The organism is Microbacterium sp. NPDC090014 (assembly GCF_044748285.1).
Classification (GTDB): domain Bacteria; phylum Actinomycetota; class Actinomycetes; order Actinomycetales; family Microbacteriaceae; genus Microbacterium.
In genome coordinates this window covers 634,042-647,075 of sequence record NZ_JBIVFS010000001.1, presented here as the reverse complement: position 1 = coordinate 647,075, position 13,034 = coordinate 634,042, and the positions used below count along the sequence as shown (strand labels likewise).

General features: G+C 69.1%; 12 protein-coding genes. 6 read left to right on the top strand and 6 right to left on the bottom strand.

Annotated elements, in window-relative coordinates; translation table 11 throughout:
- Window positions 1–2 precede the first annotated feature (2 nt).
- A complete protein-coding gene (locus ACIPV5_RS03150; protein ID WP_053098394.1) occupies window positions 3–230 on the bottom strand; it encodes a DUF2188 domain-containing protein in 228 nt (75 codons plus the stop codon).
- A 217-nt stretch (window positions 231–447) separates the two neighbouring features.
- Between ACIPV5_RS03150 and ACIPV5_RS03145 the strand changes: the two genes are divergently transcribed.
- Window positions 448–1,935, top strand: a complete 1,488-nt coding sequence (locus ACIPV5_RS03145; protein ID WP_400339642.1) for a serine/threonine-protein kinase — start codon at window positions 448–450, stop codon at window positions 1,933–1,935.
- A gap of 106 nt (window positions 1,936–2,041) precedes the next feature.
- Here ACIPV5_RS03145 and ACIPV5_RS03140 read toward each other — a convergent pair whose 3' ends face one another.
- Window positions 2,042–2,503: a VOC family protein gene (locus ACIPV5_RS03140; RefSeq protein WP_400339640.1), complete on the bottom strand. Its 462-nt coding sequence runs from the start codon at window positions 2,501–2,503 to the stop codon at window positions 2,042–2,044.
- A 100-nt stretch (window positions 2,504–2,603) separates the two neighbouring features.
- On the opposite strand from ACIPV5_RS03140, the gene ACIPV5_RS03135 reads away from it, so the two are divergent.
- Window positions 2,604–3,557 (top strand): helix-turn-helix transcriptional regulator, encoded by a 954-nt coding sequence (locus ACIPV5_RS03135; protein ID WP_400339639.1) that lies wholly within the window; start codon window positions 2,604–2,606, stop codon window positions 3,555–3,557.
- A gap of 52 nt (window positions 3,558–3,609) precedes the next feature.
- Here ACIPV5_RS03135 and ACIPV5_RS03130 read toward each other — a convergent pair whose 3' ends face one another.
- The 4 genes from ACIPV5_RS03130 to ACIPV5_RS03115 are packed head-to-tail and all read right to left on the bottom strand — an operon-like array spanning window position 3,610 to window position 7,917.
- Window positions 3,610–4,005 (bottom strand): Rid family hydrolase, encoded by a 396-nt coding sequence (locus ACIPV5_RS03130; protein ID WP_200955145.1) that lies wholly within the window; start codon window positions 4,003–4,005, stop codon window positions 3,610–3,612.
- A gap of 32 nt (window positions 4,006–4,037) precedes the next feature.
- Window positions 4,038–5,249 carry an N-methyl-L-tryptophan oxidase gene (gene solA, locus ACIPV5_RS03125; protein ID WP_400339636.1) on the bottom strand — a complete coding sequence of 404 codons (1,212 nt, stop codon included), beginning with the start codon at window positions 5,247–5,249 and terminating at the stop codon, window positions 4,038–4,040.
- Entirely contained in the window at window positions 5,246–6,385 is a 1,140-nt protein-coding gene (locus tag ACIPV5_RS03120) for a tyramine oxidase subunit B (RefSeq protein WP_400339634.1), read from the bottom strand. The genes solA and ACIPV5_RS03120 overlap by 4 nt, the downstream gene beginning before the upstream one ends.
- Window positions 6,386–6,444: 59 nt before the next feature.
- Window positions 6,445–7,917 (bottom strand): APC family permease, encoded by a 1,473-nt coding sequence (locus tag ACIPV5_RS03115; RefSeq protein ID WP_053098388.1) that lies wholly within the window; start codon window positions 7,915–7,917, stop codon window positions 6,445–6,447.
- A gap of 220 nt (window positions 7,918–8,137) precedes the next feature.
- Here ACIPV5_RS03115 and ACIPV5_RS03110 point away from each other — a divergent pair, with 220 nt between their 5' ends.
- The 4 genes from ACIPV5_RS03110 (at window position 8,138) to ACIPV5_RS03095 (ending at window position 12,887) form a co-directional block, all read left to right on the top strand.
- Window positions 8,138–9,649 carry an APC family permease gene (locus ACIPV5_RS03110; protein WP_400339631.1) on the top strand — a complete coding sequence of 504 codons (1,512 nt, stop codon included), beginning with the start codon at window positions 8,138–8,140 and terminating at the stop codon, window positions 9,647–9,649.
- Window positions 9,646–10,329 carry a helix-turn-helix domain-containing protein gene (locus tag ACIPV5_RS03105; protein ID WP_187249056.1) on the top strand — a complete coding sequence of 228 codons (684 nt, stop codon included), beginning with the start codon at window positions 9,646–9,648 and terminating at the stop codon, window positions 10,327–10,329. Before ACIPV5_RS03110 ends, ACIPV5_RS03105 begins: the two co-directional genes overlap by 4 nt.
- Window positions 10,330–10,413: 84 nt before the next feature.
- Window positions 10,414–12,747, top strand: a complete 2,334-nt coding sequence (gene purL / locus ACIPV5_RS03100; protein ID WP_053098386.1) for a phosphoribosylformylglycinamidine synthase subunit PurL — start codon at window positions 10,414–10,416, stop codon at window positions 12,745–12,747.
- On the top strand, window positions 12,744–12,887 hold the full coding sequence (locus ACIPV5_RS03095) for a hypothetical protein (protein ID WP_171821968.1): 144 nt from the start codon (window positions 12,744–12,746) through the stop codon (window positions 12,885–12,887). Before purL ends, ACIPV5_RS03095 begins: the two co-directional genes overlap by 4 nt.
- The last annotated feature ends 147 nt before the right edge of the window (window positions 12,888–13,034 follow it).

Below are 13,034 nucleotides of genomic sequence, written 5' to 3'. Positions count from 1 at the left end.
CCTCAGTTCATGAGATCGCGCGGGTGCCAGTCATAGAGGTTGCCCGTGCCCGACGGCCCCTCTTCGACACGCACGGTGTGCTTGACCTGACGTGCCGTTGCGGCACCCCGACCGACTCGAACCGCCTCGGCCTCGGTCTCGAAGCTGGACCCCAGAGTGCGGGATTCGCCCTCGATGCGGTTGAACCAGATCCCGTCTCGCTGGAACGTCTCGATGTCACCTGCGGCCATGCCACATCCTTTCGATCTGACTCTTTTCTACCCGAGGCCGCCGACGCTCGAGGAGGGCCTTGACAGTCTCCGCGCACGCGCTCGCCCGGCGCGAGAGCACGCGAATCATCGACCGCATCCACTTCTTCGTCCATACGTCAACCCCGATGACGCACTCCCGTCAGCCGTGGTTATGTCGAACGATGCATGACCCGGGTGCATCTGCAAGGAGCAAGTGATGACGCTGGAAGTGATGTCGCCGACGGCGGCACTGCTCGACGGACGGTACGTACTGCACGACCGCGTCGGACGAGGCGGCATGGCGACCGTGTACCGCGCCGAGGACACCCACCTCGGACGCATCGTCGCGATCAAGATGATCCACGAGAGCGACGGTCCGGTCGCCTCGATCGAGCGCGCGCATACCGAGAAGGCGCTGCTCGCCTCGCTGAGCCACCCGTCGCTCGTGACGCTGTACGACGCGCAGCTCGTGCCCGGTCGTCCGCAGTACCTGGTGATGGAGTTCGTCGACGGGCCCACCCTCGGCGCGCGCATGGCCGAAAGCCCGATGACGCCGCGCGACGTGGCCCGCATCGTCCGCGATCTCGCCGAGGGACTCACCGCCGTGCACGCCGCTGGCATCGTGCATCGCGACATCAAGCCGTCGAACGTGCTGCTCGCGCACGCCCGGTCCGGCCGTCCGGTCGCGGCGAAACTCGCGGACTTCGGCATCGCCTGCTCCATCGAGGACACCCGCCTCACCACGCCGGGGATCGTACTCGGCACACTCACCTATATGGCGCCGGAGCAGCTGCGCGACGCCGACCCCGGAACCCCGGTCGACATCTTCTCGCTCGGACTCGTCGCTCTCGAGGCGCTCAGCGGATACCCCGGCTACCCCTCCCTCGCTTCCGGACGCGCGGCGGCGGTCGCTCGCCTGCTCAACCCGCCGACCATCTCCGACACGGTTCCCGACGAATGGCGCGACCTCCTCACCCGCATGACACGCCTCGAGCCGGAGGAACGCCCGACCGCCGTCGAGGTGGCGCGCGCCGCCCGGGCTCTGCTGCGCGACTACGCCGCGAACAGCAACGGCACCGCCGTCGCCGCGGCGGCTGCGGCCATCGTCGCATCGGCCGGCACGGAGCCGGCGGTCGACGCGACACCGGGGGCGGCGGGCGCGGAATCGGATGCCGTCGCCGCAGCGCCAGACGCGGGCGCCGGAATCCAGCCGCCGCGTCCCGCATCCGCCGCCTCATCCGCGAGCGTCGACGCGGAGTCGTCGGCCCTCGACGCTGATTCCGCGCCGACCGGAGCGACCGCTGTGATCCCCGCGACCGAGGTCACGGATCCCGCACCCCGCTTGCGGACCCGCGATCGCACCCGCCCCGGCACCCGCACCCGCACCCGCGTGATCGCGGGCGCCGCGGGGCTTCTCGCCGCCGGAGCGATCGTCACCGGCATCGCGGCGTTCAGTGCGCCACCGGCATCCGAGCTGGGACGCATCGCCTCAGGCGTCGTCGCCCGCACGGCGTCGACCCCGGCGGAGACCTCCCCCATCGACACCCCCGCAGCGCCCGTCGAGGTGGTCACGGAGCCCGTGGACCCGGGGAACTCGGAGAACTCCGGCAACTCCGGCAACTCTGGAAACTCAGGCAACTCCGGGAATAACGGGAACTCCGGGAACTCCGGCAAGGGCGACAAGGGCAAGCCGGACAAGGGCTAGGCGCGTCGCGGTCCGCAACTCCGGAAGAACGCGGCCGATCGTGCCGAGACCCCCGGTTCCGGCCCGATCGAGCGCGAATCTTCCTGAGTCATGAACGGCGACCGCCTCAGCCCGCGTAGGCGGCGCGCACGTCGAGCACCCAGGTGACGCCGAATCGGTCGGTCAGCATGCCGAATCCGGGTGACCACGCCGATGCGGCCAGCGGCTCGACGATCGAGGCGCCGTCTGCGAGGGCGTCCCAGTACCCGGTGAGCTCGTCGAGCGAATCGGCGCGCAGCGACTGGAAGAACGTGCGGTCGGTGACGGTCGTCCCGTTCTGCCTCGAGGTGGTTCCCGCGGTGGCGTCAGCGTCGTCGGCGCCGGGGATGTCGTATGCCATCAGCCGGAAGCCGTCGGCGTTCTCGACCTGGCCGAACACGATCTTGTCGGCGCCGGGAGCTCCCGCCGGCATGCCGAAATCCGCGTAGGTCGCCCGCGTGACCTCGCCGCCGAAGACGGACTGGTAGAAGTCGAGCGCCTGGCGCGCGGTGCCGCGGAAGTTCAGGTGGGTGGTGGTCGCGATGGACATGGGATCTCCTCGGATCTGTGTGGGCGGCGGATGCCGGTGAGACCAACACTCACAGCAGAAGAGGTCAGTTTCGGTCCTCTACTCAGAGCACAATGGATTCATGACCGGCAGCTCCTCTCGCATGCTCGCCCTGCTGTCCCTGCTGCAGACGGCTCGCGATTGGCCGGGGCAGGTGCTCGCCGACCGCCTCGACGTCACACCCCGCACGGTGCGACGAGACGTCGACCGACTGCGCGAGCTCGGCTACCGCATCAGCGCGATCAAAGGACCGGATGGCGGATACCGCCTCGCCGCCGGTTCCGAGCTGCCGCCGCTGCTCTTCGACGACGAGCAGGCCGTCGCGATCGCCGTCGCGCTGCAGAGCGTGCCGGCCACAGGGATCGACATCGACGAGGGCGCGGCTCGTGCGCTGGCCACCGTGCGCCAGGTGATGCCGTCGCGCCTACGGCACCGGGTCGACGGCATCCGCTTCGCCGGGGTCGAGAACGAGACGCGCGTGGATCCGGCGGTGCTCGAAGCCGTCAGCGGTGCGGTGCGAGACCACCACGTGCTGCGCTTCGATTACGGAGAGAACCATGACCGCCCGGCGCGGCGCACCGAGCCACACGCAGTTATCGCCCGGGAGGGCCGCTGGTACCTGCTCGCGTGGGACCTCGAGGCCGATGACTGGCGCACCTTCCGACTCGACCGGATGACACCGCGCATCCCGACCGGCCCCGCTTTCACGCCACGCGAGCTGCCCGCCGCCGACGCCCAGACCTACCTTGCAGCTCGGACGAAGGGATCGGATGCCGCAGACCGCTGGCCGTGCATCGGAGAGCTCGTGCTCGATCTGCCCGCCCGCGAGGTCGCGCACTGGATCGGCCGCGACGGCACCGTCGAGCCGATCGACGACAGCTCGTGCCGCGTGACCGTCGGATCGTGGTCGTGGGTCGGCATCCTCGCGTCGATCGCCCGCTTCGACGCGCCGTTCCGCGTCGTCGCACCGCCCGCGCTGGCGGACGCCGCGACCGCCCTCTCGCGACGCCTGTCCGGCGCGGGCGAGGCCCGCTGACCCGGTCAGGCCTGACCGTATCCGAGACCCCGCACTCCGATTTGCCGAGTGCTCACAGATCGATCTGCGTGCGCCTCGCCGCCCCCGCCCCGCGGTGCGCGGTCACCTCGATCTCGGCCTTGTACTCGCCCGCGAGCGGGCTGCGCGTCATGGTGAGTGCCGGGTCGATGCCGCGGAACTCCTCGCCGAGCACTTCGATCGTCTCGTCCTGATCAGACGCATCCGGAACGAAGACCTGGATCCGGACGACATCGGAGAGCGATGAATCCACGGCGGCGAGCGCCCGCGCGACGGTGGCGATCGCGAGACGCAGCTGCTCTGCCGCCGTGTCCGGCAGGGTCCTCGTCTCGTAATCGATGCCGGCGGTGTTCGAGACGAAGATCCAGTCGCCGATCGCGACGGCCCGCGAGTAGCTTGCGAGGGTCTCGAACTTGCTGCCGCTCTTCACGCTGGTGATTATCAACGGTTCCGTCTTTCGTGTCAGTGGCCCTGGAGGACCGGATAGTCGTCTGCGAGGACAAGATCGTCGGCGCGCGCCTGAGCACGGCGCCGGTGGTGACCGAGCGTGAACAGGGGGTGCTGCAGCGCGCTCGACCCGCTCTCGGCGAGTTGCGCCAACACTCGCCCGTAGGCGGGCGAGAACTTGAAGCCGTTGCCGGAGAACCCGGCTCCGATGATGGTCCGGCCCGACTCGGAGACGTCGAGGATCGGGACATGATCAGCCGTCGCCGACTCCGGGTGGATGGACGACCGGACCACCTCGGGCAGGATGCCGGGGAACATCCGGGTGGCGATCGCCGTGCATCTCCGCAGTTGCTCACGCGACAGATCGCGGGGATCTGTGTCGGGGTCCTCGATCGTGTCGATGCGGGTCGTGGGGGCGATCTTGACCGAGTAGCCGTCGAGTGTGGGGACGCCGAAGGCATGGTCGCCGTCCAGGTCCCGCATCCAGCATGGGAAGCGATCCGGGGTGAACTGGCTGATGTCCTCCGGCATGAACCACGTGAGCGGTATGGCGATGGCGCTCACCAGATCGCGCACCTCCGGCACGATCCTCGTCGTCCACGCACCGGTCGTCACGATCACCTTCTGCGCGTGGACGATCCCCTCGGATGTCGAGATCACGACACCGCTCTCCCGCTCATCGATGCCGAGCACCGGAGTGTTGTACAGGATCTCCGCCCCGCGCCTGATCGCGGCCCGCTGCGCGGTCGCCACCGCCAGCTCCGAGCGCAACCCGCCGCCCAGCAGGTCCATGATCCCGATGTCGCCGTCCTCGACGGTGAACTGCGGATACTCCCGGCGAAGCTCTGCGGCGTCGAGGAACCGGTGCGGCAGATCGCCCTCCACGATCGACCGCTGCGTGGACGCGAGGAATGGATGACCCTCCGGCGCGATCGCGAGGACGCCGGTCTTCAGCAGCAGCTGGCGGCCGGTCTCACGCTCCAGCTCGGTCCACAGCGCCCTGGCCTCGAGAGCAGCGGCCGTGTAGAGCGCGCCCTCCTTGTTCGCCGCACGGAACAGACGCGACTCGCCGGCGAATGCCGCGTGGCCGTGCGCCGGTCCGTACTGCTCGATGCCCAGCACGGACATCCCCGCCGATCTCGCGAGGTGCCACAGCGCCATCGATCCCATGGAGCCTGCACCCACCACCGCGACGTCAACGGTCCGGATGACCTCTGCCGCACTCATGCGAGCGCCGGCTCGGTCCACAGGTTCAGCTTCTGGCCGATGCCGCGCTCAAGGGCGTTGCGATACACCTTCGTCCCCCACGCGACGTCCTCCACCGGCATCCCGCCGACCGACATGATGACGATCTCGTCGTCGCTCTGCCGACCGGGCCGCTTTCCGGAGACGACATCGCCGATGTCGACGAGCTCGTCGCGTGAGAGCTCCCCGGCCTTCACGAGATCCATCCACTTCTGCCCGACCATCGGAATGTACTCGAACGACGGCTTCGGGAACTCCTCGTACCAGGTCTCGTACAAGCCGTACGCATCGACGACCTTCGTGATGTCGCTGTCCAGCAGCGAGTCGTCGGTGTTGCACAGGGACGGCATCGCGAAGAACGCCCCCGGCGCGATCCACTCCCGCTGGATCGTGGGGTAGCTCTCCGAGCCGCCGGCACCGGTGCCCGTGGTGCAGAAGCTCACCAGGTCGCTGCCCCGGACGACATCTTCGATCGAGTCGACGACCTCGATCGTGGTGATCGTCGGGAACTCCTCGCGCACCCACTCCTGGAAGCGCGCGAGGCTCTCCGCCCCTCGCCCCTTGATCTTCAGCGTGTCGATCAGCGGGCACGCATCCATGAAGGCCAGGAGCACCGTGCGTGCCATGACGCCGGGCCCGGCGATCCCCGCGACGCGCGAGTCCTTGCGGGCGAAGTGCCGCGCACCGACCCCCGGCACGGCGCCGGTCCGGTATGCCGACAGCAGGTTCGCCGACATGAACGCGAGTGGCGCCCCGGTGTCGGTGTCGTTGAGCGTGAACATGAGGATCGACCGCGGCAGACCCTTCTCGCGGTTGGCGATGTTGGATCCGTACCACTTGACGCCAGTCGTCTGGAAGTCTCCGCCGAGGTACGCCGGCATCGCCATGAACCGTCGATCCTCAGTGGGCACCGGCATGTTCGGGAACGGCGACGCCTCAGGGAACGTCATCATCGCGCCGTGCGAGTCGTTGCTCTCACCGGTCATGCGGTAGTCGCCGGCGGCGAACAGTGCGAACATCTCCTCCATGGTGTCGACGCACTGGTGCATATCGGTCACTCCGGCCGCGATCATGTCGGCTTCGGAGAGGTAGAGGAAATCCACGTGGGGCAGGGGCATGACGGTCCTTCTCGTCGAGGGGGCGGGGGAGAGTGTGTCGGTCGCGCTCATGGTGCGCCTCAGCCGGCGATGGCGTCGGTGAGCTTGACGTATGCCGCGGGCCTGCGGGCTCTGATCCACGCGGCCTGGGCGTACCCGATGAGGGGGAAGACGATCACCAGCCCGAGCAGACTCCAGCTGACCGCGCCGAACACGGGCGCGCCTGTGGCATCCGCATCGCCGACCATGATCGGGAAGTAGACGACGATCATGACCACGGAGAGCACCAGGCCGATGAAACCGAGCACGGGGGCGATCACGGTGTTCCAGATCCTCCGGTCCTTGCGTGTCCTCGCGAAGTAGACGATGACCGCGATCGAAGTGACCGCCATCAGGAGGGCGATCGCCACGGTCGCGACCCCGGCGAACCAGGTGAACACCTGCAGCACCGGGTCGAGCTGCAGAACGGCGAACAGCGCGACGAGGACGATCGCGGTGATGCTCTGCACGAGCGAGGACACGTGCGGAGACATGTGCCGGGGGTGCACGGCGCCCACCCGGTCGGGCAGCACGCCGGCGCCTGACATGGAGTACTGGTAACGGGCGACGACGTTGTGGAACGACAGCACGCAGGCGAACATCGCGGTGATGAGGAGGATGTTCGTGATGATCTCGCCGGTGGCGCCGAGGTACGCCGACATCGTGCGGAGGATGAGCGTTCCCGGGTCGGCCGCGGCCTCCTCCAGGATGTTCGAGGGGCCCCACGCCATGACGAGGCCCCATGAGGCGAGGGTGTAGAACACGCCGACGCCGATCACGGCCATATAGGTGGCGCGGGGGATCGTGCGGTCGGGATCGCGCGCCTCGCTGCGGAAGACGGCGGTCGCCTCGAACCCGATGAAGGCGGCGATCGCCATCATGAGGCCGACGCCGGGGGAACCGCTCGCGACGTTCTTCGGCTCGAACGGAGCCAGGCTCAGACCTTCAGGGCCGCCGGAGATCACGACCGCCGCTACGAGAAGGAGGACGATTCCGACCTCGGCGCAGAGCAGGACGCCGAGCACTTTGCTGGACAGATCGATGTGGCGATAGCCGAGGAACCCGACGAGCGCGACGACGGCGATCGAGTACAGCCACCATGGGAGTGTGATGCCGAACCCCTCGAAAGTGAAGCTCAGCACGTAGCCCATGTACCCGTACACGGACACCTGGATCGTCGTATACGTGAGCATCGCGATCCAGGCGGACGCGAGACCGGTCGAGCGTCCGAGGCCGTATCCGACGTAGGTGAAGAACGCCCCGGGGTTGGGGACGTGCTTGGCCATCGCGGAGACGCCGACGGCGAAGAGCACGAGAACGACGGCGCTGATCGCATACAGCGCCGGGAAGCCCGCCCCGTTGCCGAGCAGGATGCCGAGTGGGGCGGACCCGCCGATGACAGTCAGGGGCGAGGCGGCGGCGACCACCATGAAGACGATCGCGGTAGCACCGAGCGATCCCGACAGGACCTTCTTCGGGGAGGTCTCGGTAGCGCTGGGTTGAATCTGGACCATGTGCAAACCCTTCTGAGAGAAGCGGAGTGGAGCAGTTCCCCCACCCTGCCGCGGCAGGATTTCCCACCCGTCTCGCCGGAGTGACGTCTGCGTTCGCCGCGAACGGGACGCCGGAACTCCGGCCGTCTCATTCGGGTGACATCTGCGTGAAACATCGCAGACGCGCTCCGGCAACAGGCCGCTCGTAGCCTCCTCCCATCACGAGACAGGCGGAGGCCCCATGTCTGCACTGGAAGAGGCGATCGAGCGCCCGCAGACCGTGCGCTCGTTCGCCGCCCGCTCGCCGTTGCACGGACTGGACAGACACACCGTGGGTTTCGCCGACATCCTCGCGCAATCGGTCGCGGCCGTCGCCCCAGCCGCCGCCTCGGCGATGGCGGTGCTGCTGGTGGCGGACCTGGCGGGCGGCGCCACCGTGCTCGTGATGGCCCTCGCCATGATCATCACGTTCCTGGTCGCTCGGACGATCAACCAGTTCACTCGTCGGTTCGCCGCCAGCGGCTCCCTGTACACCTACGCGGCGCGCGGACTCGGCGCGGCGGGCGGACTCGCGACCGGTGCAGCGATCCTTGTCGGGTATGCCTTCATCTCGATCTTCGCTCTTCTGGGCGGCGCCCATTATGCGACCATGCTCGTGACCCGACTGTGGCCTCAGCTCGCCGCGACGCCGATCGCCCTGGGCGCTCTCGTCGTCGAAGCAGCGGTGCTCACGATCGTCCTCGTTCGCGGCATCCGCCTCTCATCCCGGGTCGCGCTCGTCGTCGAACTCATCTCCGTCGCGCTGATCCTGTCGCTGATGATCGTGCTCCTCGTGCACATCGGGCCGCTCCAACCGGCGGCGATCTTCTCGGCCGACGGCATCTCCGTGGCCGGCGTCGCCGGCGGTGCCGTTCTCGCGATCACCGCGTTCGTGGGGTTCGAGAGCTCCGCGACGCTCGGCGTCGAGGCCCGCTCGCCGCTGAAGAACATCCCTCGCGCCATCGTGTGGAGCGTCGGCGTCGCCGGAGTGTTCTACCTCATCGCCGCCTACACGCAGATCGCAGGAGCCGCCGCGATCGGGGGGACGGCATCGGTCGCGCTCCTCGACGATCTCGCGTCGCGTTTCGGCCTCTCCGCATGGGCCGCCGTGGCGGACGTCGGCATCGCCACCTCGGGTCTGGCCTGCGCGATCGCCTCGACGACCGCCCTCACCCGTATCGTGTTCGCGCTCGCCCGCGACGGCGTCCTCCCCGCCCGACTCGGCCGCACGCACGGGCGCCACCGCACCCCGATCGGCGCGGTCGTCGTCGCGGTCCCGCCGATCGTCCTCGCACCGCTCGTGATCGTCGCGGCCGGCGTGTCACCGTGGGACGCGATGAAGGCCGTCCTGCTGATCTCGGCAGCGGGCTACATCGTCGCCTACGTGCTGGTCTGCATCGCCGCTCCCCTGTTCCTGCGCCGTATCGGGGAGGTCACCGTCGGTTCCGTCATCGCCGCCGTCAGCGCGGCGGCGGCGCTTGCGGCATGCCTGACGGTCTATCTCGTCGCGGAGGCGGCCGCGGGAAACCCCGGGGTCTGGTTCGCCCTCGGCTTCGCCCTGATCGCCGCGGTACTGATCCGGTGGCGACGGCGCTCGCCTCTCGGCGAGGTCGGGCGCTACGACGAGCCGGTCGCCGCCCACGTTCTCGGCGGCGTGGCCCGCATCGGCGGCGGCAGCGCACACGGGGGCGAACCGGGGGACGCCGACGGATGACGGCTGGCGACGCGGTATCGATCACGGCCCGGCAGCCCGCCGCCATCCACAGCGCGCTGTCGATGCTGGAGGCCGTCGCTGCGATGGGTGCCGGCGTCACAGCGCGGCAGCTGGCCGACCGGCTCGGGATGCCGCGTGCGACCACCTATCGCCTCCTCAACCTGCTGGTGCAGGACGAGTACCTCGTCCGGACGCCGGATCTCACCGGATTCGCCCTGGGCACCAAGGTGGCGCTGCTGGCCGGCAGCATCGGCGTCGAGCGCATCCCGCGCGCCGCACGGGACGTGCTCGAGCGCACCAGGGCGAGCGCGAGGGGCGGCATCCACCTCGTGCTCTATCGTGACGACCGGGTCGTCGTCGCCGATGAGGACCCCGACTTCCCCCTCTCGAATCGGCAGGGCCTGCAGCAGGAGCCCACCCGCTACGCCCTCGGCCTGCTGCCCCTGGTCGTGCGCGGGGAGACCGCCGCCGGTGACCTGGTCTCCGAACTCCGCTCGCAGGGGGTGATCCGCGCCCGCGACGGTCAGCGTGGCTGCCTCGTCGCGCCGATCACCGATGCCTCCGGCACGCTCGCCGGAGCGCTCTCCTACTCGGGCCCGCGCCGGCAGATCGACAGCTCCGACTCAATCGCGCTCTCCCTCATCGCGGCCGCACGGGAGCTCGGGCCGCTCCTGACGTAGACCCCGCTGTCCGCCCGGGCCGATGGCCAGGGCATCCCCCGGTAGACTGGCCATGCCCCGCCGGCCCCTCATCTAGGAGTGCGCGTGACCACCGCCCCTGCACCTGCCCACAAGCACGTCCCCGACTCCGTCGAGAACGCCACCGCGACTCCGGAGAAGGAGCAGCCGTACGCAGCGCTGGGCCTCAAGGACGACGAGTACGCCCGCATCAAGGAGATCCTGGGCCGCCGCCCGACCTCCGGCGAGCTGGCGATGTACTCGGTCATGTGGTCGGAGCACTGCTCGTACAAGTCGTCGAAGAACTACCTGCGCCGCTTCGGCCAGAAGGTCTCCGACGAGATGAAGGAACGCCTCATGGTGGGCATGGGCCAGAACGCGGGCGTCATCGACGTCGGCGAGGGCTGGGCCGTCACCTTCAAGGCCGAGAGCCACAACCACCCCAGCTTCATCGAGCCGTTCCAGGGCGCCGCGACCGGCGTCGGCGGCATCGTCCGCGACATCATCTCGATGGGCGCACGTCCGGTCGCGGTCATGGACGCCCTCCGCTTCGGCGCGATCGACCACCCCGACACCGCTCGCGTCGTGCACGGCGTCACCAGCGGCATCAGCTTCTACGGCAACTGCCTGGGTCTGCCGAACATCGGCGGCGAGACGGTCTTCGACTCCGTCTACCAGGCCAACCCGCTCGTCAACGCGCTCGCGGTCGGCGTGCTCCGCCACGAGGACCTCAAGCTCGCCAATGCGACCGGCGTCGGCAACAAGGTCGTGCTGTTCGGCGCCCGCACGGGTGGCGACGGCATCGGCGGTGCCAGCATCCTGGCATCCGACTCGTTCGACAGCACCGGACCCACCAAGCGCCCCGCGGTGCAGGTGGGCGACCCGTTCGCCGAGAAGGTGCTCATCGAGTGCTGCCTCGAGCTCTACCGTGACGAGCTGGTCGAGGCCATCCAGGACCTCGGCGCAGCCGGCATCTCGTGCGCGACCAGCGAGCTCGCGGCCAACGGCAACAGCGGCATGAAGGTCTCGCTCGACAACGTGCTGCTGCGCGACCCGTCGCTCACGGCCGAGGAGATCCTCATGTCGGAGTCGCAGGAGCGCATGATGGCGATCGTCGCTCCCGAGAAGCTCGACGCGTTCCTCGCCGTCGTTCAGAAGTGGGATGTCGAGACGTCGGTCCTCGGTGAGGTCACCGGCGACGGCCGCCTCATCATCGACTGGCAGGGCGAGCGCATCGTCGACGTCGACCCCTCGACCGTCGCGGTCGACGGCCCGGTCTACGACCGCCCGGTCGCGTACCCCACGTGGATCGACGCACTGCAGGCGGATGCCGCCGAGAACCTTCCGCGGTCGAACGACCCCGAGGTGCTTCGCGAGCAGTTCCTCGACCTGGTCGCCTCGCCGAACCTCGCCGACACCCGCTGGATCACCAACCAGTACGACTACTACGTGCTCGGCAACACGGCCCTGTCGTTCCCCGATGACGCCGGCATGATCCGCGTCGACGAGGAGTCGGGACTCGGCTTCGCGATCTCGACCGACGCCAACGGACGCTACTGCCAGCTCGACCCGTACGCCGGTGCGCAGCTCGCACTCGCCGAGGCGTATCGCAACGTCGCCGTCACCGGTGCCGTCCCCACGGCGATCACCGACTGCCTGAACTTCGGCTCTCCCGAGAACCCCGAGGTCATGTGGCAGTTCGGGCAGACCGTCGACGGTCTCGCCGACGGATGCTACGAGCTCGGCACCCCGGTCACCGGCGGCAACGTCTCGTTCTACAACCAGACCGGCGACGTGCCGATCCACCCGACCCCGCTCGTCGGCGTGCTCGGCATCATCGACGACGTCTCGCGCCGCATCCCCTCGGGATGGCAGGACGAGGGTCAGAACATCTACCTGCTCGGCACGACCTCGACCGAGCTCTCGGGTTCGGCGTGGGCCGAGACCGTGCACCAGCACCTCGGCGGACTGCCCCCGAAGGTCGACCTCGCGGGCGAGAAGCGCCTCGCGGGTCTGCTCGGAGCCGCCCGTGACGAGTGGCTGATCTCGTCGGCGCACGACGTGTCGGAGGGTGGCCTCGCGCAGGCCCTCGCCGAGGGCGTCTCGCGCTTCGGCGTCGGCGCACGCGTCTGGCTGAACGAGATCATCGAGCGCGACGGTGTGGATGCGGCATCCGCCCTCTTCTCGGAGTCGACGGGCCGCGTCATCGTGACCGTTCCGCGTGAAGACGACGTCAAGTTCCGCGGACTCTGCGAAGGCCGCGACTACCCGGTGATGCGCATCGGCGTGACCGATTCCGAGGGCGACAAGCTCGAGGTGCAGGACGTCTTCACCGTGCCGATCGCCGAGATCCGCGAGCGTTCGCAGGCCACCCTGCCCGCCGCCTTCGGCCCCACGGTCACCGAGCCGGTCAGCGCATGAGCGGCGACGGTCTGAGCGAGGACTACGGCGATCTCGGCGAGAAGCGCAATCGCCGCATGCGCATCGTCGCCTGGACCGTCATCATCGCCCTCATCCTGGGTGGCGGCGGCGCGACAGTCATCACGCTGATCCTGGGCTGAATCGAGTTCTTCTCGGGTCTCTTTCCGACGCTGGTTCGGGGTGCCCGGCGGCACTCCGGCGACCCCGGCCCTGTGGCTGCGTGTCGGCGACCGGGTCCGAACCTGCGCCCGGCCGGCCTCGCGGCATCCACTTCTGCACCGGCATCC